21 protein-coding genes are annotated in these 22,291 nt (G+C 55.1%); 15 read left to right on the forward strand and 6 right to left on the reverse strand.

Features of this window, described 5'->3' with window-relative positions:
* Nucleotides 1-59: 59 nt before the first annotated feature.
* A complete protein-coding gene (locus tag AAIG26_RS12580) occupies nt 60-1,019 on the forward strand; it encodes a VirK/YbjX family protein (protein ID WP_160270843.1) in 960 nt (319 codons plus the stop codon).
* Here the strand turns inward: AAIG26_RS12580 and AAIG26_RS12585 are convergent.
* Nucleotides 1,016-2,674 (reverse strand): ATP-dependent endonuclease, encoded by a 1,659-nt coding sequence (locus AAIG26_RS12585; RefSeq protein WP_160270844.1) that lies wholly within the window; start codon nt 2,672-2,674, stop codon nt 1,016-1,018. The two genes, AAIG26_RS12580 and AAIG26_RS12585, sit on opposite strands and share 4 nt — an antisense overlap.
* Before the next feature lie 372 nt (nt 2,675-3,046).
* Between AAIG26_RS12585 and aqpZ the strand changes: the two genes are divergently transcribed.
* The 4 genes from aqpZ to hcr all read left to right on the forward strand — a co-directional run bounded on the left by aqpZ (nt 3,047) and on the right by hcr (nt 7,547).
* A complete protein-coding gene (gene aqpZ / locus AAIG26_RS12590) occupies nt 3,047-3,742 on the forward strand; it encodes an aquaporin Z (RefSeq protein ID WP_020457212.1) in 696 nt (231 codons plus the stop codon).
* Nucleotides 3,743-3,868: 126 nt separating this feature from the next.
* Nucleotides 3,869-4,768 carry a lysine exporter LysO family protein gene (locus AAIG26_RS12595; RefSeq protein WP_343179969.1) on the forward strand — a complete coding sequence of 300 codons (900 nt, stop codon included), beginning with the start codon at nt 3,869-3,871 and terminating at the stop codon, nt 4,766-4,768.
* A 147-nt stretch (nt 4,769-4,915) separates the two neighbouring features.
* Nucleotides 4,916-6,568, forward strand: coding sequence for a hydroxylamine reductase (gene hcp, locus AAIG26_RS12600; RefSeq protein ID WP_343179970.1), 1,653 nt, complete (start codon nt 4,916-4,918; stop codon nt 6,566-6,568).
* Between the two features lie 10 nt (nt 6,569-6,578).
* Nucleotides 6,579-7,547 (forward strand): NADH oxidoreductase, encoded by a 969-nt coding sequence (gene hcr, locus AAIG26_RS12605; protein ID WP_343179971.1) that lies wholly within the window; start codon nt 6,579-6,581, stop codon nt 7,545-7,547.
* Between the two features lie 52 nt (nt 7,548-7,599).
* Here the strand turns inward: hcr and AAIG26_RS12610 are convergent, their stop codons facing one another.
* Nucleotides 7,600-8,028, reverse strand: a complete 429-nt coding sequence (locus AAIG26_RS12610; RefSeq protein WP_020457209.1) for a DoxX family protein — start codon at nt 8,026-8,028, stop codon at nt 7,600-7,602.
* 153 nt (nt 8,029-8,181) lie between these two features.
* On the opposite strand from AAIG26_RS12610, the gene poxB reads away from it, so the two are divergent.
* The 4 genes from poxB (at nt 8,182) to AAIG26_RS12630 (ending at nt 13,492) form a co-directional block, all read left to right on the forward strand.
* On the forward strand, nt 8,182-9,900 hold the full coding sequence (gene poxB / locus AAIG26_RS12615; RefSeq protein WP_343179972.1) for a ubiquinone-dependent pyruvate dehydrogenase: 1,719 nt from the start codon (nt 8,182-8,184) through the stop codon (nt 9,898-9,900).
* A 38-nt stretch (nt 9,901-9,938) separates the two neighbouring features.
* A complete protein-coding gene (gene ltaE, locus AAIG26_RS12620) occupies nt 9,939-10,937 on the forward strand; it encodes a low-specificity L-threonine aldolase (protein ID WP_343179973.1) in 999 nt (332 codons plus the stop codon).
* 10 nt (nt 10,938-10,947) lie between these two features.
* Nucleotides 10,948-12,384: a DUF2867 domain-containing protein gene (locus tag AAIG26_RS12625; protein ID WP_343179974.1), complete on the forward strand. Its 1,437-nt coding sequence runs from the start codon at nt 10,948-10,950 to the stop codon at nt 12,382-12,384.
* A gap of 94 nt (nt 12,385-12,478) precedes the next feature.
* Complete coding sequence (locus tag AAIG26_RS12630) at nt 12,479-13,492, forward strand: NAD(P)-dependent oxidoreductase (protein WP_020457205.1); 1,014 nt, start codon at nt 12,479-12,481, stop codon at nt 13,490-13,492.
* A gap of 5 nt (nt 13,493-13,497) precedes the next feature.
* On the opposite strand, the gene AAIG26_RS12635 is transcribed toward AAIG26_RS12630, so the two are convergent.
* From AAIG26_RS12635 to AAIG26_RS12645, 3 genes are all read right to left on the reverse strand, one after another.
* A complete protein-coding gene (locus AAIG26_RS12635; protein WP_233500360.1) occupies nt 13,498-14,031 on the reverse strand; it encodes a WG repeat-containing protein in 534 nt (177 codons plus the stop codon).
* Nucleotides 14,032-14,098: 67 nt separating this feature from the next.
* Nucleotides 14,099-14,929: an N-acetylmuramoyl-L-alanine amidase gene (locus AAIG26_RS12640; protein WP_343179975.1), complete on the reverse strand. Its 831-nt coding sequence runs from the start codon at nt 14,927-14,929 to the stop codon at nt 14,099-14,101.
* Nucleotides 14,926-15,249: a heavy metal-binding domain-containing protein gene (locus AAIG26_RS12645; RefSeq protein ID WP_065368906.1), complete on the reverse strand. Its 324-nt coding sequence runs from the start codon at nt 15,247-15,249 to the stop codon at nt 14,926-14,928. The genes AAIG26_RS12640 and AAIG26_RS12645 overlap by 4 nt, the downstream gene beginning before the upstream one ends.
* A gap of 102 nt (nt 15,250-15,351) precedes the next feature.
* Here AAIG26_RS12645 and AAIG26_RS12650 point away from each other — a divergent pair, with 102 nt between their 5' ends.
* From AAIG26_RS12650 to artJ, 6 genes are all read left to right on the forward strand, one after another.
* A complete protein-coding gene (locus AAIG26_RS12650; RefSeq protein WP_020457201.1) occupies nt 15,352-15,867 on the forward strand; it encodes a lipoprotein in 516 nt (171 codons plus the stop codon).
* 209 nt (nt 15,868-16,076) lie between these two features.
* Nucleotides 16,077-16,805 (forward strand): arginine ABC transporter ATP-binding protein ArtP, encoded by a 729-nt coding sequence (artP, locus tag AAIG26_RS12655; RefSeq protein WP_020457200.1) that lies wholly within the window; start codon nt 16,077-16,079, stop codon nt 16,803-16,805.
* Between the two features lie 19 nt (nt 16,806-16,824).
* Nucleotides 16,825-17,556: an arginine ABC transporter substrate-binding protein ArtI gene (artI, locus tag AAIG26_RS12660; RefSeq protein WP_017456144.1), complete on the forward strand. Its 732-nt coding sequence runs from the start codon at nt 16,825-16,827 to the stop codon at nt 17,554-17,556.
* Between the two features lie 6 nt (nt 17,557-17,562).
* Nucleotides 17,563-18,279, forward strand: a complete 717-nt coding sequence (artQ, locus tag AAIG26_RS12665; RefSeq protein WP_020457198.1) for an arginine ABC transporter permease ArtQ — start codon at nt 17,563-17,565, stop codon at nt 18,277-18,279.
* A complete protein-coding gene (artM, locus tag AAIG26_RS12670; protein WP_343179976.1) occupies nt 18,279-18,947 on the forward strand; it encodes an arginine ABC transporter permease ArtM in 669 nt (222 codons plus the stop codon). Before artQ ends, artM begins: the two co-directional genes overlap by 1 nt.
* Before the next feature lie 170 nt (nt 18,948-19,117).
* The gene (artJ, locus tag AAIG26_RS12675; RefSeq protein WP_343179977.1) at nt 19,118-19,849 is read left to right on the forward strand and encodes an ABC transporter substrate-binding protein ArtJ; all 732 of its coding nucleotides are present in this window, start codon (nt 19,118-19,120) and stop codon (nt 19,847-19,849) included.
* Nucleotides 19,850-19,880: 31 nt separating this feature from the next.
* Here the strand turns inward: artJ and AAIG26_RS12680 are convergent, their stop codons facing one another.
* Nucleotides 19,881-22,205, reverse strand: a complete 2,325-nt coding sequence (locus tag AAIG26_RS12680) for an FdhF/YdeP family oxidoreductase (protein ID WP_343179978.1) — start codon at nt 22,203-22,205, stop codon at nt 19,881-19,883.
* Between the last annotated feature and the right edge of the window lie 86 nt (nt 22,206-22,291).

Here is a 22,291-nt window from a genome sequence, read left to right on the forward strand (position 1 = left end):
CTGCTGTTGAGTTTGATTGTGCTGAAATTGGCTCATTCTTGTTACCTCCGGATTGCACCATGTCCACCATTGCCGATCTTTCCCATTCCGACGAACAGCCGCTACCAAAAACCGCCGGGCAGCTCTTTCGTTGTTTAATATCCGGTGAACTGATGCCGGGCCGCGCCTGGCAGAACCCGGCTTATCGCCGTAAATTTTTGCTGCGCTCGTTGACCACGCCAGTCAGCACCATGCGTTATTTGGCCCGCCTGGTCCAGCAACCTCTTCTGGCGCAGATGCTGCACGTTCAGCCTGGTCTGCCGTGCCGGTTACACCGCCCATGGCTGTCAATCAATATGAACCGCACGCAAACGGCGGAGGCTATTTGCTGGCACTATGAAAACATGATTCGCCTGTTGCCCGCTGCGCTTATCAACAGCTATCTCAGTAAACCCGGCCTCACGCTGGCCGTGCTGACCGGTAAAGATGAGCAGGCCTATACGCTGCGGTTGCGTTCAGATTTCATGCTGGATAAAGAGGGTGAAGCGACACTGGTATTCTGCGATGCGCAAGACACTATACTCGCGGAACTGACTTTTGCATTGTGCCAGTTCGCCGGCAAGACAACGCTCTATATTGGTGGACTGCAGGGCGCGAAAGCGCATGTTCCGCATGAGGCAATTCAGGTAGCGACCAAGGCGTGTCATGGATTGTTCCCGAAACGTCTGCTGGTGGAAACGGCCATGACGATGGCGCAATTTCTGCAAGTGGAAGCGATCCGCGCTGTCAGTAATGAAACGCATATCTACCGCAACGCGCGTTATCGCAAGAAAAAACAGGGGCTGCTGCATGCCGATTACAACAGTTTCTGGGAATCGCTGGGTGCCGTTGCCGATCAGCACGGCGACTTCGTGCTGCCCCTGGTGATGCCGCGCAAACCGATGGAAGAGATCGCCAGCAAAAAGCGTTCTGAGTATCGCCGCCGCTACGAGCTGCTCGACAGCCTGCAGGCGCAGACTGCCGCTCACTGCCAGAATTAATCTGCCCGCCCGCGTGCCAGCCATAGCACGCGGGAAAACATTTTACGAAACAGATGCGGCACCGACTCCACGCCGCGCCTGCCCGCTTCCAGTGCCACTTCAATCGCCAGATCCGGTTTTGACGAACGGTGGATCGCTTTGATAATCACCCGCCGCATATTCATCGACACATTTTCCGGTAACTGTGCGACACGGTGATAGACATCGGCGAACCCTTCCCGGTACATAAAATGCTCCATATCCAGCGCCGGCAGTTCCGTCAAATGTTCGCGCGTCTGATCCCTGTCGTTATCGAGCAGGCTACGCACGGTAGCGGCATACTTCTTCCCGGCTTCGTCGCCATCCACCAGCACATGCCACTCAATACCCATGCGGCGCGCAAACTTAATGAGCGGCTTTAAGCCTGACTGGGCAAATTCGATAATTTTCACCCCTTCGGCATCGAAATGATGACCGCACTGGCGCGCCAGTTCATTGATAACCCAGTTCTCCGTCTCCCCTTCCACCAGCAACCAGCAACGGGCAAAGAGTGAAGAAGGCCGGTTCACGCGAATATGAAACGCAATGCGCCGCCCATCTTCGGCACTTAAACCGCCAGGGCCAAGACGCCAGGCCGCCACACGCGAAGACTCGCGCACCAGGCGACAAACATGTTCAACCGGTGTTAACGACAGCAGCTCACCGGAGTTGGTGGTGGTTATCTTTTGTAGTGGCAGCAAATTTAGCAATTGCCAGGCCACAGAGAGCATGATCGGATGCAGCCGCGTTTCCGGATCTTCCACCAGCAATAGCGGCCGCGCGTCACGGTCGAGATGGACAGAACCTTTCGCCTGCAACAGCGTGGCGAAAAACCCCAGCAGAATAACCCGGTACATCCGCCCGCCGGGCTTATCGATCATGCGGTTAATAATGTCGAGATAGCGCCAGCTACGTTGCTCATCATGAGAGCGGCGGCGCATCAGGCGCTGGTGTGAAGCGCCGCTACCCTGCTCGGCAAAATAGTGCTCAAGCAATTGCACCATCGCTGACAGCCCGTGGCGTATCTGCGCGTCGGTTAAATTTTGCGGGCGGGAGATCAATTCGTGGGAGAGGAAATCAAGCTGACGCGCGGTGTTTTCCAGCAACGGCGTATCCGGCACGCTGCCGTTACGGATGCGGCGCATAAAGCGCGCATCACGCAGCCGCAGTACCGGCATCAGCCGCACCAAGTGGCGGGCACTTTCATCAATGTCCTCCAGCGGCAGCAAATCCCCCTGTGCATCGAGAAAACCGCGTAGCGTCATTACGCTGCCATCGTCGGAAAGCTCGCCTTCATGCCGGTAGAACAGGCGGCGATAACCATCATTCCCGGCAACCCAACAATCTGCCAGCGGGCGATAACGTCGCGTGCGGTAGCGTCCGGGTTCGGATTCGCGAAAAGTCAGAATAATATGCAGATGATGTTCCCGCCCTTGCAGATCCCCCGGCGGGAACCAAAAATCATCGCGGACAAAATGGTAGAGATCCGTTTCCGGTGACAGCAGCAGGGTTAACGCGTCCAACAGGCTCGATTTACCCCAGGCGTTTTCCCCAATTAACACGTTGTTCTGCTCAAGCATCAGCGATAAACGATTAATGCCGCGAAAGCCGACAATATCCACGCGCTCCAGAATCATTCTTCCTCCGGCATCTCTGGGCTTTTCCGTCTATTCTTGAAGGAGTATAGCGGGACGAAAAGCGGCAGAACACGCGCTAAGTGCAATATTTCATTGAAATATATGCAGTGGCTCCATCGTTGTAATATTTAAAAAATGAACCGCGATATTAAATAGCATATATTTCTTATTTATTGAAATAAGTAAAAACTTAACACCGGTTAAAAGCAATAACTTACGATAAATTATCTAGTTTAAATCAATTTACTGGTTTTTATAACTGGTTATTTTATTTTGTAAACCCCTACAATACGCACGCTTTTATTCACGCATCCATTGATGTCTGACACACGGCGCGGGTCTGGGCCCGTTTCTGTTTTTATCGAGGTGGCTATGTTTAGAAAATTAGCGGCGGAATGTTTTGGCACATTCTGGCTGGTATTTGGTGGCTGCGGCAGCGCAGTGCTGGCGGCAACGTTTCCGCAAACCGGCATTGGTTTTGCCGGGGTGGCGCTGGCGTTCGGTTTAACGGTCATGACCATGGCATTTGCCGTCGGGCATATTTCCGGCGGTCATTTTAATCCGGCAGTCACACTCGGCTTGTGGGCTGGCGGTCGTTTTCCGGCAAAAGAGGTGGTGGGATATATTCTCGCGCAGCTGGTTGGCGGCATTATTGCCGCGGCAGTGCTCTATTTAATTGCCAGCGGTAAAAGTGGTTTCGATGCGGCGGCCAGCGGTTTCGCCTCTAACGGCTACGGAGAACATTCCCCAGGACATTACTCAATGTATTCCGCCATTATTATTGAGATTGTCCTGAGCTGCGGTTTCCTGCTGGTTATTCACGGTGCGACAGATAAAAACGCCCCTGTCGGCTTTGCGCCTATCGCCATTGGGCTGGCGCTGACATTAATCCATTTGATCAGCATCCCGGTCACCAACACCTCGGTTAACCCGGCGCGTAGCACCGCCGTGGCGATTTTCCAGGGCGGCTGGGCGTTAGAACAGTTATGGATGTTCTGGGTGATGCCGATTATCGGCGGTATCCTCGGTGGCGTTATCTACCGTACGCTGCTGGAAAAACGCGCTTAAGATAAAGACCCGGTTTTGTGCCGGGTCTTTTGCATAATCTTTCTTATTTTTTGCAGCTTTACTCATTTTCCACCTTTGGGTAGTGTGTTCCCCGGTGTTTTCACTTTGCAAGGATTCGGGCGCTTCATGCTTTCAGGACTGTTAATTATTCTTCTGCCGTTGGTCATCGGTTATCTGGTTCCCCTGCGTCACACTGCTTCGCTCAAACTTATCAATAAATTACTCAGCTGGATTGTCTATCTGATCCTCTTTTTTATGGGGATAAGCCTCGCTTTTCTCGATAATCTCAGCGCGAACTTACTGGCGATATTGCATTACTCGGCGGTCAGCGTGGTGGTGATCCTGCTGTGTAACGCCGCTGCACTGCTGTGGCTGGAGCGTACGCTGCCCTGGCATCACCAGCACCAGCAAGAAAAATTACCTTCGCGGATTGCGATGGCGCTGGAATCCCTGCGTCTGTGCGGTGTGGTGGTCATCGGTTTCGCCATTGGTCTTTCCGGGGTGGCGTTTTTACGCTATGCCACGGAAGCCAGCGAATACACGCTGATCTTCCTGTTGCTGCTGGTGGGTATTCAGTTGCGTAACAGCGGCATGACGCTGAAACAGATTGTCCTTAACCGCCGGGGAATGATTATTGCCGTGGTGGTTGCTGCCAGCTCGCTGATTGGCGGCGTGATTAATGCGCTGATCCTCGGCCTGCCGCTGAAAACGGGTCTTGCCATGGCTTCGGGATTTGGCTGGTATTCGTTGTCGGGCATTCTGCTTACCGAGTCGTTCGGCCCGGTGATCGGCAGCGCCGCCTTCTTTAACGATCTGGCGCGCGAGTTGATTGCCATCATGCTGATCCCGGGTCTGGTGCGCCGCAGCCGCTCTACCGCGCTTGGGTTATCGGGCGCGACCTCGATGGATTTCACCCTGCCGGTACTCCAGCGCTCCGGTGGCCTGGAGCTGGTGCCCGCCGCCATTGTGCACGGTTTTATTCTCAGCTTGCTTGTGCCGCTTTTAATGGCCTTTTTCTCTGCCTGATACTTCATTGGCGGTAGATGCCTGCCGCCAAACTTGCGCTGAATCAATATCCCCTTAAATTGCCGTCAAAATCGCTTTTAAGCCTGCCGACAACAGCATAATCTTAAACATGCATTTCAAATATAACTTTAACATAAAGGTGTGACCATGTTTTGTGTGCAATGTGAACAAACCATCCGAACTCCGGCGGGCAACGGCTGTGCGTACGCGCAGGGGATGTGCGGTAAAACTGCCGAAACCTCCGACCTGCAGGATCTATTGATTGCCGCGTTACAAGGGCTCTCCGCCTGGGCCAGCAAAGCACGTGAGTACGATCTGATTGACCATGAGATCGATAACTTCGCGCCGCGCGCCTTCTTCTCTACCCTCACCAACGTTAACTTCGATTCCGTGCGTATTGTCGGCTACGCGCGCGAGGCAATCACCAAACGTGAAGCGCTGAAAGCGCTCTGCCTCGCTATCGATGCGAATGCTCACGTCGACAATCCAATGGCCGACCTGCAACTGGTCAGCGACGATCTCGGCGAATTACAGCGCCAGGCGGCAGAGTTCACGCCGAACAAAGACAAAGCGGCGATTGGCGAAAACATCCTTGGTTTACGCCTGCTCTGCCTGTACGGCCTGAAAGGCGCGGCGGCCTATATGGAACACGCCCATGTGCTGGGCCAGTACGACAACGATATCTACGCCCGTTATCACAAAATCATGGCATGGCTGGGTACCTGGCCTTCTGATATGAATGCCCTGCTCGAATGTTCAATGGAAATTGGCCAGATGAACTTCAGCGTGATGAGCATTCTGGATGCTGGTGAAACCAGCACTTACGGTCACCCTACGCCTACTCAGGTCAACGTCAAAGCCGTTGCCGGGAAATGCATCCTGATTTCCGGCCACGACCTGAAAGATCTCTACAACCTGCTGCAACAAACCGAAGGCACGGGCGTAAACGTCTATACCCACGGTGAAATGCTGCCGGCGCACGGCTACCCGGAACTGCGCAAATTCAAACATCTGGTCGGTAACTACGGTAGCGGCTGGCAGAACCAGCAGGTGGAATTCGCCCGCTTCCCTGGCCCCATCGTCATGACGTCCAACTGCATTATCGACCCGACCGTTGGTGCTTATGACGACCGTATCTGGACGCGCAGCATCGTCGGCTGGCCGGGTGTTAACCATCTGGAAGGCGACGACTTCGCACCGGTGATCCGCCAGGCGCAGCAGATGTCCGGCTTCCCGTTCAGCGAAATCGAACACCTGATCACCGTCGGTTTTGGTCGCCAGACGCTGCTTGGCGCGGTGGATTCACTGATTGATCTGGTGAGCCGTGAAAAACTGCGTCACGTCTTCCTCGTTGGTGGCTGTGACGGTGCGCGCGGTGAGCGTAACTACTTTACCGACTTCGCCACCCAGGTGCCGGATGACTGCCTGATCCTGACGCTGGCCTGCGGTAAATACCGCTTCAACAAACTCGACTTTGGCAACATTGAAGGTCTGCCGCGCCTGATTGATGCGGGTCAGTGTAACGATGCTTACTCAGCCATCATCCTGGCGGTGACGCTGGCGGAAAAACTGGGCTGCGGTGTTAATGATCTGCCGCTGTCGCTGGTGCTCTCCTGGTTCGAACAAAAAGCCATTGTCATCCTGTTGACTCTGCTCTCGCTGGGTGTGACGAATATTGTCACCGGGCCGACGGCCCCGGGCTTCCTGACGCCGGATCTGCTGGCGGTGCTGAATGAGAAATTCGGCCTGCGCCAGGTCACGACCGTGGAACAGGATATGCAGCAGTTGCTGAGCGCATAAGGAGCTAACGATGACCATGCCAACCCCTCAATGCCCGTGGCGTATGCAGGTTCACCATATCCAGCAGGAAACGCCGGATGTCTGGACACTGTCGCTGTTGTGCCACGATTACTACCCCTATCGCGCCGGGCAATATGCGCTGGTGAGTATCCGCAACAGCGCGGATACGCTGCGGGCCTATACCATTTCGTCCACGCCGGGCGTTAGCGAATACATCACGCTGACCATCCGCCGTATTGATAATGGCGCAGGTTCTCAGTGGCTGACACGGGAAGTAAAACGCGGCGATTATCTGTGGCTTTCCGATGCGCAGGGGGAATTCACCTGCGATAACGAACCGAACGATAAGCTGTTGCTGCTGGCGGCAGGGTGCGGCGTGACGCCGATTATGTCAATGCGCCGCTGGCTGGCGCATTACCGTCCGCATGCTGACGTACAGGTGATCTTCAATGTGCGTTCGCCGGAAGACGTGATTTTTGCCGATGAATGGCGTGATTACCCGGTCACGCTGGTGGCAGAAAATAACGCCACGGCGGGTTTTTCCGCTGGTCGTCTGAGTCGCGAGTTACTGAGCCAGGTGCCGGAACTGGCGGCGCGCACGGTAATGACCTGCGGCCCGGCGCCATATATGGATTGGGTTGAAAGCGAAGTCAAAGCGCTTGGCGTGACGCGTTTCTTTAAAGAGAAATTCTTTACCCCAGTGGCTGAAGCCGCAACCAGCGGGCTGAAATTCAGCAAACTCTCGCCGATGAAAACCTTCTACGCGCCAGTGGGCAGCACGCTGCTGGATGCGCTGGAAAGCAATAAAATGCCGGTCAATGCCGCCTGTCGCGCCGGCGTCTGCGGTTGCTGTAAAACGCAGGTAGTTTCCGGTGAATACACCGTCAGCAGCACCATGACGCTAACGGAACAAGAGATTGCCGACGGCTTCGTGCTGGCCTGCTCCTGCCACCCACAAGGCGATTTAGTGCTGGCGTAATCCGCAATAAAAAAGCGCCCCTCATCTGAAGGGCGCTTTTTCCTTAAACCGTTTACTTCCAGGCAGGTGCGACGGAGTAACGACCCGCACCGATAAACGCAATCACCAGCGCCGCAATAAAGTAATACACCATGCTCTCAATCGCCCATGCGCCAGTCGCATCCAGCGATCCGGTTTTACCCACGCCAACCAGCAGCCAGGCCACAACCATGGTGAACGCCAGCACCAGCGCAGCAGGACGCGTCAGTACGCCGAGGATAAGCAGGATCGGGCACAGCACTTCGCCAATCAGCACACCATAAGCGATAAAACCGGGAAGCCCCTTCGCCGCCAGCATCCCCGCAATCCCATCGATACCGCCGATTAATTTGTGCAGCCCGTGGAATAACATCAGCCCGCCGACCATCAAACGCAGCAGCAGACGACCAAAATCTTCATGCGAAAACATCTTATTAACCGAGTTTAACAATGATTTAACCATTTGAAATGATTCCTGTTTTCATCGACCTGTGTCAGACTATTCCGATCTGTAACAAAAATAAACCCCTGTTTTATAAAAGCTCATTCTAAATCCGCTTTGTGACGCATTCATTGTCTAAGCTTGTAAGCAAGATCACAAAAAGGAGCGTCGTAGATGAAACAGACAGTGGCCGCGTATATCGCCAAAACGCTGGAGCAGGCAGGCGTAAAACGCATCTGGGGGGTAACCGGCGATTCCCTTAACGGCTTAAGTGACAGCCTGAACCGTATGGGCACCATCGACTGGATGCCGACCCGTCATGAAGAAGTCGCCGCCTTTGCCGCCGGCGCAGAAGCACAACTCACCGGCGAGCTGGCCGTCTGCGCGGGTTCGTGCGGGCCAGGAAACCTGCATTTGATTAACGGCTTGTTCGACTGCCACCGCAACCATGTTCCGGTGCTGGCGATTGCCGCTCATATCCCTTCCAGTGAGATCGGCAGCGGTTATTTCCAGGAAACCCATCCGCAGGAGCTGTTTCGCGAATGCAGCCACTACTGCGAGCTGGTGTCAAACCCGGAACAGATCCCGCAGGTACTGGCGATCGCCATGCGCAAAGCCATTCTCAACAAAGGCGTGTCGGTGGTGGTACTGCCGGGTGATGTCGCGCTGAAACCTGCGCCGGAAAGCGCCAGCAGCCACTGGTATAGCGCCCCGCAGCCGGTTGTCACCCCTGCCGAGCAGGAGTTGCACAAACTGGCGCAACTGCTGCGCTATTCCACTAACATTGCGCTAATGTGCGGCAGCGGCTGTGCCGGGGCGCATAAAGAGTTACTGGCGTTTGCCGGTAAGCTGAAGGCGCCGATTGTCCACGCCATGCGCGGCAAAGAACATGTGGAGTACGACAACCCCTTTGACGTGGGAATGACGGGCTTAATTGGCTTCTCATCGGGTTTCCATACCATGATGAATGCCGACACACTGGTGCTGCTCGGCACTCAATTCCCTTACCGCGCGTTCTACCCCACTGATGCGAAAATAATCCAGATCGACATCAATCCGGGGAGTATCGGCGCGCACAGCAAGGTAGACATGGCGCTGGTGGGCGATATCAAAGCCACCCTGGCCGCTCTGTTACCGCTGCTGGAGGAGAAAACCGACCGCAAATTCCTCGACAAAGCGCTGGAAGACTATCGCCAGGCGCGCAAAGGGCTGGATGATCTAGCAAAACCGAGCGACAACGCGATCCATCCGCAATATCTGGCGCAGCAAATCAGCCACTTCGCTGATGATGACGCCATTTTCACCTGCGATGTCGGTACGCCAACCGTCTGGGCGGCGCGTTACCTGAAAATGAATGGCAAACGCCGTCTGATTGGCTCCTTTAACCACGGTTCAATGGCCAATGCTATGCCGCAGGCGCTGGGCGCGCAGGCCACATTCCCACAACGGCAAGTGGTCGCACTGTGTGGCGACGGCGGTTTTAGTATGCTAATGGGCGATTTCCTGTCGGTCGTGCAGATGAAACTGCCGCTGAAAATCATCGTTTTTAATAACAGCGTGCTCGGTTTTGTGGCGATGGAGATGAAAGCAGGCGGCTACCTGACGGATGGCACAGAACTGCAGGATACCAACTTTGCGCGTATCGCCGAGGCCTGCGGCATTACCGGTATTCGCGTGGAAAAATCGGCCGATGTTGACGACGCGCTGCAACGCGCCTTCTCGATCGATGGTCCGGTACTGGTGGATGTCACCGTGGCGAAAGAAGAGCTGGCAATCCCGCCGCAAATCAAGCTGGAACAGGCCAAAGGCTTTAGTCTCTACATGATGCGCGCCATCATTAGCGGGCGCGGCGATGAGGTAATCGAACTGGCGAAAACCAACTGGCTCAGGTAAAACAGAGGGCATTACCCATCGTAAGATAAGGAAATGCCGTGATCGATTTACGCAGTGATACCGTAACCCGCCCGAGCCGCGCCATGCTGGAACAGATGATGGCCGCCCCGGTCGGGGACGACGTTTACGGTGATGACCCGACGGTCAATGAACTGCAACGTTACGCCGCCGAACTGAGCGGTAAAGAGGCGGCATTGTTTTTGCCGACCGGTACCCAGGCCAACCTGGTCGCCCTGCTCAGCCACTGCGAACGCGGTGAAGAGTACATTGTCGGCCAGGGGGCGCATAACTATCTCTACGAAGCGGGCGGCGCAGCGGTGCTCGGCAGCATCCAGCCGCAACCTATCGATGCCGCCGTCGATGGTACGCTGCCGCTGGATAAAGTCGCGGCGAAAATCAAAGCCGACGACATTCACTTTGCCCGCACCAGACTACTGAGCCTTGAGAACACCCACAACGGCAAAGTATTGCCGCGCGACTACCTGCGACAGGCGTGGGAGTTCACCCGTGAACGTGGGTTGTCGCTGCATGTCGACGGTGCGCGCATCTTCAACGCGCTGGTGGAATATGGCTGCGAGCTGAAAGAGATCGCCCAATTTTGCGACTCGTTCACCATTTGCCTGTCGAAAGGTCTCGGCACGCCAGTAGGCTCCCTGCTGGTGGGCGATAAAGCGTATATCACCCGCGCTAATCGCTGGCGCAAAATGACCGGCGGCGGTATGCGTCAGGCCGGTATTCTGGCGGCGGCAGGCCTTTATGCATTACAAAACAACGTCGCGCGGCTGAAAGAAGACCATGAGAATGCCGCGTGGCTGGCCACGCAGCTGAAAGAGGCTGGCGCAGATGTGATGCGCCACGACACCAATATGCTGTTTATCCGGGTGGGCGATAACGCACAAGCATTGGGCGCGTATCTGCGCGAGCGCGGCGTGTTGATCAACGCCTCGCCAGTGGTGCGCCTGGTCATGCATCTGGATGTTAACCGTCAGCAACTGGCAGAGGTGGTTCGCCACTGGCAGGCCTTTTTAGAGCACTAAGGAGCGGGATGTGGCGCAGCGGATCCTGGTGCTTGGTGCCAGCGGCTATATTGGACAACGACTGGTCGAAGCGCTCAGCCAGCAAGGTCATCAGATCAAAGCGGTCGCGAGAAACTTAACTCGCCTGCAAAAGCAGCAACTGCCGGGCGTAAGCTGCCATCGCGTTGATCTCTGGTGGCCACAGGAGTTGCCCGCGTTACTGCGCGATGTCGATACGCTCTACTATCTGGTGCACAGCATGGGCGAAAGCGGCAATTTCGTCGCCCATGAGCGGCAAATCGCGCTGAATGTGCGCGATGCGCTGCAGGGGTCGTCGGTTAAGCAGGTTATCTTTCTCAGTTCGTTACAGGCGAAGGGCGAAACGAATTCCGACCACCTGCTGGCCCGGCAATACACCGGCGATCTGCTGCGTGCGGCGGGCATTCCCGTTACCGAATTACGCGCCGGCATCATTGTTGGTGCAGGTTCCGCCGCCTTCGAAGTGATGCGCGACATGGTATTTAACCTGCCGGTGTTAACGCCGCCGCGCTGGGTGCGCTCGCGCACCACGCCGATTGCGCTGGAAAACTTGCTACATTATCTGGTCGAACTGCTTCAGCACCCCGCGCAAGAACACCGGGTGTTTGAGGCCGCCGGACCGGAAGTATTGAGCTACCAGCAGCAGTTCGATCACTTTATGCGCGTCAGCGGCGTTCATCGCCCGCTGATCCCGATCCCCCTCCCCACCCGACTGATTTCCGTCTGGTTTTTACACCTCATCACCTCTGTGCCGCCGACCATCGCCAAAGCGTTAATTCAGGGCTTAAAGCACGATTTGCTGGCAGATGATACCGAATTGCGCCGCCTGATCCCGCAGACACTGATCCCGTTTGACGACGCGGTGCGCCGTACCCTGCAGGAGGAGGGAAAACTGGTTAACTCCAGCGACTGGGGGTACGACCCGCAGGCGTTTTCCCGCTGGCGTCCGCAATATGGTTACTACCCAAAGCAAGCGGGTTACACAGTGAAAACCGTGGCCAGCCTGAGCGCATTATGGGAAGTGGTTAACCGCATCGGTGGTAAGGAGCGCTACTTCTTCGGCAACATTCTGTGGCAAACCCGCGCGGCGCTTGATCATTTAATTGGTCACAAATTGCCGCATGGTCGACCTGCGCGCCCGTTTTTGCAAACCGGTGACGCGGTAGACAGCTGGAAAGTGATCATCGTCGAGCCCGAGCAGCAACTGGCGCTGCTGTTTGGTATGAAAGCACCAGGGCTGGGGCGGCTCAGCTTTACGCTGACCGATAAAGGCGATCACCGGCTGCTGGATGTCCGCGCATGGTGGCATCCGCACGGTATGCCGGGGCTGTGGTACTGGTTATTGATGTTCCCGGCGCATCTGTTTATTTTTCGCGGCATGGCGCAGCGTATTGCCCATCTGGCAGAACAAAATAGAGAAAAAGTCTGAGCTTAACCGCTTTTCTTTTCGTCATCCCATTGCATCAGAGCGTAATTCACGGAAGAATGCCCGCGATAAAGCCTTTTCAACACAATGGATCGATATGAAAGTACTGGTCACGGGCGCAACCAGCGGTTTAGGCCGAAACGCGGTCGAGTATTTGCGGCAAAAAGGAATTAGCGTCAGGGCCACTGGTCGTAACGAAGCCATGGGCAAGTTACTCAGTAAAATGGGCGCTGAATTTGTGCACGCCGATCTGACCGAACTGGTCTCCTCGCAGGCAAAAGTGATGCTTGCCGGGATCGACACGCTGTGGCACTGCTCAAGTTTCACGTCACCGTGGGGCACGCAGGAAGCGTTTGATCTGGCAAATGTGCGCGCGACTCGCCGTCTCGGTGAGTGGGCCGTCGCCTGGGGCGTGCGCAACTTTATTCATATCTCCTCCCCTTCGCTCTATTTTGACTATCACCACCATCGCGATATCAGCGAAGACTTTCGCCCGGTGCGTTTCGCCAATGAATTTGCCCGCAGCAAAGCGGCCGGTGAACAGGTGATCGACCTGCTGGCGCAGGCGAACCCGAATACCCGTTTCACCATTTTGCGCCCGCAAAGCCTGTTTGGTCCGCACGATAAAGTCTTTATTCCGCGTCTGGCGCAGATGATGCACCACTACCGCAGCGTATTGTTGCCGCGCGGCGGCGATGCGCTGGTGGATATGACCTATTACGAAAACGCGGTGCAGGCGATGTGGCTTGCCAGCCAGCCTCAGTGCGATAAGCTGCCTTCCGGGCGGGCGTACAACATTACCAACGGCGAGCCGCGCTCGCTGCGCAGCATCGTGCAAACATTAATTGATGAACTGGGTATTCACTGCCGGATTCGCTCGGTGCCTTATGCGATGCTGGATATGGTAGCGCGCAGCATGGAGCATTTCGGCGATAAACGCGCCAAAGAGCCTGCGTTCACCCATTATGGCGTGTCGAAGCTCAACTTTGATTTCACGCTGGATATCAGCCGCGCCCAGCAGGAACTGGGCTATACGCCGATTGTGACGCTGGATGAAGGCATCAAACGCACGGCGTACTGGTTAAAAGACCACGGCAAACTGCATCGCTGAATGATTTAAAACGGGCCGGATTTGACGTCAGAAATTTTCTGCCCGCTTTTATCGATGTAGAACCACTCCCCGCCGACCAGCGCGGTATGCTCGCCATCCTTTTGCGGTTTGCAGCCGTTACACACCAGCGCTCTGCCCTCTTTAAACTGCCAGCCGTAATCGAACTGTGGCGCGATGCGGTTGCGGAAATTGTCGTCCCAGTAGCCCACTTTGCCGTTCTGGCGCGAGCGCACCAGCCCTTCAACAAACCAGTCCGGCCCATTATCAAAATGCACAACGGAAAGGTAACTGTCCGGCGAACGCACATAGTAATCGGCATCCATCAACCCGGCGGCGCGCATATAGTCATACAGACCGACCCACGACATGCCCTCGACATCACGGGTTTTTGCAAACAGCGCAGGCAGGAATCTGAGCTTGCCCTCTTTCACTTCAACGCATTTATCGAGCTTTTCCACGTTATCCGTGGATTTATCCCAGTAAGCACAGCTGAACACCGTCACCGGGTTTGGCGCGGCATGGGCAGAAAAAGCCGCCATCAGCAGCGCGCCTGATATGATGCGAAACCTCATCTCCATTGACCTCGTCATAAAAAAGCAGTGGGAATTACCCCGCCTGGCCATATTTTTCCAGTAATGCCTCGGCAATCGCCTGGCTTTCAGCGTCAGCAATGCCGTTCCACAGCCCCGGACGAAAATGCATTTGAAACGCCATGATGACCCGTTTTTGCTCTGCGGGCGACATCTGCGATTTCACGTCGTAACCGTACCGCGCCAGTAAATCAAGCAAGGAAGCCGTATCTACCGGTTCATGCGCCGAACGACCATTCAGGTAAAACGCGACACGCTGCGCATCCGGCCAGGCGCCAATCCCCTGGGAGAACAGCGTTTGCCACGGGAACAACGGGCCAGGATCGTCTTTACGCTGCGGCGCGATATCCGCATGTGCTACCACATTCTGCGGTGCAATGTGGTAGCGCGAGATTATATCTTTTACCAGAGGAATCAATGCATTAATTTGCGCGGGCGCAAAAGGTGCGAATTGTTTTCCGCCAGAAGTACGTTGCCAGCCGCGATTTTCCAGTTCAATGCCGATGGAGGTGTCGTTGATGCGTGTTGCGCCACGCCAGAAACTCGCCCCTGCGTGCCAGGCTAACTCCTGCTCTGGCACCAGTTGCCAGATCCGCGGTTTACCGTGATGCAGCGGGGGCTCCGCCGGGATCAGGTAATGGGCGCTCACCTGCTTATCCGTAAGCGTTGCCAGCGACACATCAAAATCATCGGCGGTGTAGTGAATAACCAGCACTTTAATACGCGGATACGCCGCCTGCGCCTGCCGCCGGGTATCAAGTTGATAACCGTCTTTATCAATGATGCCTTTTTCACTGGCGCAACCTGCGAGCAGCAGCGCCAGCAGCAGTAACGCGATGTTTTTCATGCCCGCGTTTTCACCGCCGTACCGCTGACGCACACCATTAGCATACTGCCGTCCTTGCCCACCGTTTCGTAATCAACATCAATGCCGACCACCGCATTTGCACCCAGTGCTTTAGCCTGCTCGCCGAGTTCGCGAAATGCGATATCGCGCGCCTTGCGTAGCTCTTTTTCATAAGCGCCGGAGCGGCCACCGACGATATCGCGGATGCCGGCAAAGAAGTCACGAAAAATATTCGCCCCGAGAATCGCTTCCCCGGTCACGACCCCGCAGTACTCGACAATCGGTTGCCCTTCCAGCGTCGGTGTGGTTGAAAACTGCATCGGTTTCTCCTTTTAACGTTCAATGCGTTACACCACACATTATCAGATCAATACACTATTCTTGAAAGGTCGTGACTTCTGAAGAGAAATAAGGAAATCAATATGCGCTATTCAGTTTTGACTCTCGCCTTGCCATGCGCGCTGCTGTTAAGCGCCTGCACCACGGTAACCCCGGCATTTAAGGATACGGGCGCGCGCGTTGGCCCGTGTGTGGAAGGCGGCCCGGATTCCGTAGCACAGCAATTTTATGACTACCGCATCGCGCACCCCGGTAACGACTGGACTGCGCTGCGCCCCTATCTGAGCGATGATCTGAGCAAAATGCTCACCGCCGCCAGCCGCGATTCGCGCAATGCCACGCTTTTAAAAGCGGATCCGTTCTCCAGTCGCAACGTCACCCCTGAAAAGGCTGACGTCGCCAGTGCATCGACCATTCCGAATACCGATGCACGGAATATTCCGCTGCGCGTCACGCTCACCAAAGGTGACCAAAGCTGGCGGGATGAAGTGCTGATGATCCGCGAAGGCCAGTGCTGGGCAGTAGACGATGTGCGCTATCTCGGCGGCACCGTTCATGCCCCCGCCGGAACGCTACGCCAGTCGGTAGAACATCGGTGATTATTTCATGCCGCAATAGATAACCCCCGTAAAATGTCTGGCATTCCGCGGTGAATGCCGACATTTATGCCTGGTTCCCGCACCGCTCGGTATTTTGTGCTAACTTTATGTAGGAAGTTGGTTTATTTTTAAGTTTTAACGCACAAATATTGCATAACTATTCTGTCAACGTTACTATTTGCGGCCTCAATTGCTATCAGACTGCTTCGATGAGTATTAAATTAAACAGCATCAATTGCTTTTATGGCGCACACCAGGCGCTGTTCGATATCACGCTGGATTGCCCGCAAGGGGAAACACTGGTGCTGCTCGGCCCAAGCGGTGCGGGTAAAAGTTCGCTGTTGCGCGTACTCAACCTGCTCGAAATGCCGCGTTCCGGCCAGTTAAGCATTGCAGGCAATCACTTCGACTTTGCCAAAACCCCGTCTGATAAAGCGATCCGCGAATTGCGCCAGAATGTGGGCATGGTATTTCAGCAATATAATCTCTGGCCGCATCTGACCGTGCTGCAAAATCTGATTGAAGCGCCGTGCCGCGTGCTCGGTTTAAGCAAAGATCAGGCGCTGGCGCGCGCGGAAAAGCTGCTGGAGCGTTTACGTCTAAAACCGTATAGCGACCGTTTTCCGCTACATTTATCCGGTGGTCAGCAGCAGCGTGTCGCTATCGCCCGCGCGCTGATGATGGAACCGCAGGTGCTGTTGTTTGATGAACCTACCGCCGCGCTCGATCCGGAAATCACCGCGCAAATCGTCAGTATCATTCGTGAGCTGTCGGAAACCGGCATCACGCAAGTTATCGTGACCCACGAAGTGGAAGTGGCGCGTAAAACCGCCAGCCGCGTGGTGTACATGGAAAATGGTCACATTGTTGAGCAAGGGGATGCGGGCTGCTTTGCCGCGCCGCAGACCGACGCGTTTAAATATTACCTATCTCACTGAAGAATCGGGATTAATGACAATGAAAAAAGTACTGATTGCCGCGCTACTTGCAAGCGTAAGCCTTACCGCTACAGCAGCCCAGACTATCCGTTTCGCCACCGAAGCGAGCTACCCTCCGTTTGAATCAACCGACGCGAATAATAAAATCGTCGGTTTCGATGTCGATCTGGCTAACGCGTTGTGTAAAGAGATTGATGCGACCTGTACCTTTACCAACCAGGCGTTTGACAGCCTGATCCCGAGCCTGAAATTCCGCCGTTTCGACGCGGTGATGGCCGGTATGGACATCACCCCGGAACGTGAAAAACAGGTTCTGTTCACCACGCCTTATTACGACAACTCTGCGCTGTTTGTGGGTCAGCAGGGTAAATTCACCAGCATTGACCAGCTGAAAGGCAAACGTGTAGGCGTGCAGAACGGCACCACCCACCAGAAATTCATTAACGACAAGCACCCGGAAATCACCACCGTTCCTTACGACAGCTACCAGAACGCGCGTCTGGATCTGCAAAACGGCCGTATTGATGCCGTGTTCGGTGACACCGCGGTGGTCACAGAATGGCTGAAAGCGGACGCGAAACTGGCGGCAGTTGGCGATAAAGTAACCGACAAAGAGTACTTTGGTACCGGTCTGGGCATCGCGGTACGCCAGGGCAACACCGATCTGCAGCAGAAATTCAATGCCGCGCTGGAAAAAGTGAAGAAAGATGGGACTTACCAGACCATCTATAACAAATGGTTCCAGAAGTAATCCTTAATGAACGAAATGTTTCCATTAGCAAGCGCCGCCGGGATGACCGTCGGCCTTGCCGTTTGTGCGCTGATCATCGGCCTGATTCTGGCGATGATCTTTGCCGTTTGGGAGTCCGTTAAGTGGCGCCCGATTGCCTGGATTGGCACCGCGCTGGTCACCGTACTGCGTGGCTTGCCGGAGATCCTGGTGGTTCTGTTTATCTATTTCGGCTCTTCACAGCTGTTGCTGACGCTCTCTGATGGTTTCACCATTAATCTCGGCGTAGTGCAGATCCCGGTGCAGATGCAGATTGAAAACTTCGACGTTAGCCCGTTTCTGTGCGGTGTGATTGCGCTCTCCCTGCTGTATGCGGCTTACGCCTCGCAAACTTTGCGCGGTGCGTTAAAAGCCGTACCGGACGGGCAGCGGGAATCTGGCCAGGCGCTGGGTTTGTCAAAAGGGGCGATCTTTTTCCGCCTGGTGATGCCGCAAATGTGGCGTCACGCGCTGCCGGGGCTGGGTAACCAGTGGCTGGTACTGCTGAAAGATACCGCGCTGGTATCGCTGATTAGCGTGAACGATTTGATGCTGCAAACTAAAAGCATTGCTACCCGTACGCAGGAACCCTTTACCTGGTATATCGTGGCGGCGGTGATTTACCTGGTTATCACACTGTTGAGTCAGTGGATCCTTAAACGCATCGATATGCGCGCGACCCGCTTTGAACGGAGGCCGGAATAATGCTCGAGTTTTTACCAGAGCTGTTCAAAGGCCTGCACACCAGCCTGACGCTCACTGTGGCCTCGTTGATTGTGGCGCTGATCTTATCGCTGCTGTTTACCATTGTGTTAACGCTGAAAACGCCGGTGCTGACACACATTGTGCGCGGTTATATCACGCTGTTCACCGGTACCCCGCTGCTGGTGCAGATCTTCCTGATTTACTACGGTCCGGGGCAGTTCCCGTCGCTGCAAAACTATCCGGTTATCTGGCATCTGCTCTCGGAACCGTGGCTGTGCGCGCTGCTGGCGCTGTCGCTGAACAGTGCGGCGTACACCACACAGCTATTCTATGGCGCGATTCGCGCCATTCCGGACGGGCAGTGGCAATCCTGCGGCGCGCTCGGGATGAGCATGAAAGACACGCTGGCGATTTTGCTGCCTTATGCATTTAAACGCGCGCTGTCGTCCTACTCTAACGAAGTGGTGCTGGTGTTTAAAAGTACTTCGCTGGCGTACACCATTACGCTCATGGAAGTGATGGGCCACGGTCAGCTTCTGTATGGTCGCACTTATGACGTCACAGTTTTCGGTGCCGCAGGGCTGATTTATCTGGTGGTCAACGGGTTGTTAACGCTGATGATGCGCCTGATTGAGCGTAAAGCGCTGGCATTTGAACGCCGCAACTAATTGCATAAATAGTAAACAAAGGCGAGCTAATGGTTTCATTACTCGCTTTTTTTATTTTTATGAAAATATATTTAAGCATTTTTATTGAATATAAATTCATTTAATGGCATGGTTAGCGTCACGCTTTAGACACGGCAACAACCATAAGATTGACCGACAGGAGTTCGATAATGAAAAAACTGGTACTCGCCGCCCTTCTCGCTTCGTTCGCCGCTGGTGCTTCTGCGGCAGAAAAAATTAACTTTGGTGTTTCCGCCACTTATCCGCCATTTGAATCGATGGATGCCAGCAACAAAATCGTCGGCTTTGATATCGATCTGGCAAACGCGCTGTGCAAACAGATGCAGGCCGAATGTACGTTTACCAATCACGCCTTCGACAGCCTGATTCCGTCACTGAAATTCAAAAAATATGACGCTGTGATTTCCGGTATGGACATCACCCCGGAACGTAGCAAACAGGTCGCTTTCACCGACCCGTACTACGCGAACTCCGCGTTGGTGATCGCCAAAAAAGATGCCTTTAAATCTTTTGATGATCTGAAAGGCAAACGTATCGGCATGGAAAACGGCACCACGCACCAGAAATACCTGCAGGACAAGCACCCGGAAGTAAAAACCGTGGCTTATGACAGCTATCAGAACGCGATTATTGACCTGAAAAACGGGCGTATCGATGGCGTGTTTGGTGACACCGCCGTGGTCAACGAGTGGCTGAAAACCAACCCGCAGCTGGGCGTAGCGACACCGAAAGTGACCGACCCGCAATACTTCGGCACGGGCCTTGGCATTGCGGTGCGCCCGGATAACAAAGCGCTGCTGGAAAAACTGAACGCCGCGCTGAAAGCGATTAAAGCTGATGGCACTTATCAGAAAATCAGCGATCAGTGGTTCCCGCAGTAATCACCTTTCAGGCCGGGTAGCTCCCGGCCTGTTAACGCAGCGCCCCCGACGTTTCCGTTCCCCGCCCGACACGCTCCATCGCCACCGGAATGCTTTTATAAGCCGGAATACCGCTTTTGGTATCGTGGCTGTCCAGCGGCACCAGGATATTCGCTTCCGGGTAATACGCGCCGACTGAACCCGGTGCCATATCCAGCACCACAATCGTCAGGTTATCCATGCGCCGCGAGGTGGGGTTACCGTCAGGATCGAGCGCGATAATATTCACCTGGTCACCGACGCGTAACTGCCGCGTTTCTGCCTCATCGGCATTAATAAACAGTACATCGCGCCGCCCGGTCACTCCGCGATAGCGATCGTTAAGCCCGTACAGCGTAGTGTTGTATTGATCGTGGCTGCGCAAAGTGGTTAATACCAGATCGTGACATTTCAGCGATCGCGGATCTTCGTTAATCCCCTGCATCACTTTGAACTGCGCCAGACCCGAGGGCGTGTTCCATACGCGTTCCGAAGCCGTATTACGTAAACGAAATCCCCCCGGTTTTTTAACCCGCTCGTTGAAATTGCTAAACGCCGGGAAAACCGCTTCGATCGCATCGCGAATAGTGCTGTAGTCGCTGACCATTTTATCCCAGTCCACCACGCTATCCGGCAGAGTTGCTTTCGCCAGCGCGGCCACCAGCGCAGGCTCGGATTTCAGGTGCGGCGAAGCTGGCGTTAAACTCCCGCGCGACGCATGTACCATCGACATCGAATCTTCGACCGTCACGCTCTGCGCACCCGATGCCTGCATATCCGTTTCCGTGCGCCCGAGCACCGGTAGCAGATAATTATGTTTGCCTAACAGCAGATGCGAGCGGTTCAGTTTCGTCGCCATATGCACCACCAAATCGAGCTTGCGCATCGCCGGGAAAGTGGTTTGCGGATCAGAAATCGCTTCCGCCAGGTTGCCGCCAAGGCACAAAAGCGCATTCACTTTGCCATCGCGCATCGCCTGGATAGCGGCCACCGCGCCGTGCCCATGTTGCCGTGGCGGCTTGAAACCAAATACCTTTTCAATATTGTCCAGCAACTCGGGATGCGGGATCTCAGTAATGCCCACTGTGCGGTCACCCTGCACATTCGAGTGGCCGCGCAGCGGACAGATGCCCGCCCCTTGCTTACCTATGTTGCCGCGCATCAGCAGCAAGTTGGCAATTTGCTGCACATTCTGCGTACCGTACTGGTGCTGGGTGATCCCCATGCCGTAACAAATAATGGTGCGTTCGGCACTGGCGTACAGCCGGGCGATATTCTGGATCTCTTTGCGCTCCATGCCAGAGACTTTAAGAATGTGTTGCCAGTCGGTTGCGTCGAGATCGGCTTTCAGCGCCTCAAACCCTTGCGTATGCTGGCGAATAAACGCCTCATCAATCACGCCAGGCTCGCCTTTCGCCAGCGCCTCTTCGTGCATCGACAGCAGGATTTTCATCACCCCTTTCAGCATCGCCGCGTCACCGCCCACCCGCACTTTGTAGTAGGTCGAAGCCAGCTTCGTGGAGCTTAGCGCCAGCATTTCAATCGGGCTTTGTGGCGACGTGAACCGCTCAAGCCCCCTTTCGCGCAGCGGATTGATGGCCACGATCGTCGCGCCGCGTTTTGATACTTCGCGAAGCGTGCCAAGCATTCTGGGGTGGTTGGTTCCGGGGTTGTGGCCGATGCACAACACCAGATCGCAGTGGTCGAAATCTTCCAGTTCCACCGTACCTTTACCGACCCCAATGGATTCCGGTAAACCCACGCTGGTCGGCTCATGGCACATATTGGAGCAGTCCGGGAAGTTATTGGTGCCATATTCGCGGGCAAACAGTTGCCAGAGAAAAGCGGCTTCGTTGGAGGCGCGTCCGGAGGTATAAAACTCGACGCTGTTGGGATCGTCGTAGCCGCGCAGAAGTTCGCCAATCTCGCGAAAGGCGGTATCCCAGTCGATGGGCTGATAGGTATCGCTGGCGGCGTCATACTTCATCGGGTGGGTTAAACGCCCTTCGCCTTCCAGCTCAAATGCGTTCCTGTTCCACAACTCACTGACCGTATGCGCCGCGAAGAATTCCGGCGTCGTGCGTTTACTGGTGGCTTCCCACGACACCGCTTTCGCGCCATTTTCACAAAATTCAAACGACGAGGTATGTTGCGGATCGGGCCACGCGCAGCCGGGGCAGTCGAACCCCTGCGGTTGATTAACTTTGAACAGCGCAATGACGTCCTGTTTCACCGACATTTGCCCGCGCAGTGCATCCGCGACTGCTTTCAGCGCGCCCCAGCCACCTGCCGAACCGCCATACGGCGCGATACCTGTTGTCCGATTTTGATCTTTCATGTTGCCCCATTTTTCTGTGACCAGCGTTGGCTTAAGCCTGGTACAGAAAACGCGGGCTGGAGCGGCATAACAGGAACTTAGTCGCA

The organism is Kosakonia sp. PSU_27, from assembly GCF_039409795.1.
In the GTDB taxonomy this organism is placed as follows: Bacteria; Pseudomonadota; Gammaproteobacteria; order Enterobacterales; family Enterobacteriaceae; genus Kosakonia.

Coding starts and splice junctions, on each gene's coding strand:
- AAIG26_RS12680 (WP_343179978.1), bottom strand. CDS start 22,205: ATGAAAGATCAAAATCGGACAACAGGTATCGCGCCGTATGGCGGTTCG.
- artI (WP_017456144.1), top strand. CDS start 16,825: ATGAAAAAAGTACTGATTGCCGCGCTACTTGCAAGCGTAAGCCTTACC.
- AAIG26_RS12610 (WP_020457209.1), bottom strand. CDS start 8,028: ATGGTTAAATCATTGTTAAACTCGGTTAATAAGATGTTTTCGCATGAA.
- AAIG26_RS12585 (WP_160270844.1), bottom strand. CDS start 2,674: ATGATTCTGGAGCGCGTGGATATTGTCGGCTTTCGCGGCATTAATCGT.
- poxB (WP_343179972.1), top strand. CDS start 8,182: ATGAAACAGACAGTGGCCGCGTATATCGCCAAAACGCTGGAGCAGGCA.
- AAIG26_RS12645 (WP_065368906.1), bottom strand. CDS start 15,249: ATGCAGTTTTCAACCACACCGACGCTGGAAGGGCAACCGATTGTCGAG.
- artP (WP_020457200.1), top strand. CDS start 16,077: ATGAGTATTAAATTAAACAGCATCAATTGCTTTTATGGCGCACACCAG.
- AAIG26_RS12580 (WP_160270843.1), top strand. CDS start 60: ATGTCCACCATTGCCGATCTTTCCCATTCCGACGAACAGCCGCTACCA.
- hcr (WP_343179971.1), top strand. CDS start 6,579: ATGACCATGCCAACCCCTCAATGCCCGTGGCGTATGCAGGTTCACCAT.
- AAIG26_RS12650 (WP_020457201.1), top strand. CDS start 15,352: ATGCGCTATTCAGTTTTGACTCTCGCCTTGCCATGCGCGCTGCTGTTA.
- hcp (WP_343179970.1), top strand. CDS start 4,916: ATGTTTTGTGTGCAATGTGAACAAACCATCCGAACTCCGGCGGGCAAC.
- aqpZ (WP_020457212.1), top strand. CDS start 3,047: ATGTTTAGAAAATTAGCGGCGGAATGTTTTGGCACATTCTGGCTGGTA.
- artM (WP_343179976.1), top strand. CDS start 18,279: ATGCTCGAGTTTTTACCAGAGCTGTTCAAAGGCCTGCACACCAGCCTG.
- AAIG26_RS12595 (WP_343179969.1), top strand. CDS start 3,869: ATGCTTTCAGGACTGTTAATTATTCTTCTGCCGTTGGTCATCGGTTAT.
- AAIG26_RS12640 (WP_343179975.1), bottom strand. CDS start 14,929: ATGAAAAACATCGCGTTACTGCTGCTGGCGCTGCTGCTCGCAGGTTGC.
- artJ (WP_343179977.1), top strand. CDS start 19,118: ATGAAAAAACTGGTACTCGCCGCCCTTCTCGCTTCGTTCGCCGCTGGT.
- AAIG26_RS12635 (WP_233500360.1), bottom strand. CDS start 14,031: ATGGCGGCTTTTTCTGCCCATGCCGCGCCAAACCCGGTGACGGTGTTC.
- artQ (WP_020457198.1), top strand. CDS start 17,563: ATGAACGAAATGTTTCCATTAGCAAGCGCCGCCGGGATGACCGTCGGC.
- AAIG26_RS12630 (WP_020457205.1), top strand. CDS start 12,479: ATGAAAGTACTGGTCACGGGCGCAACCAGCGGTTTAGGCCGAAACGCG.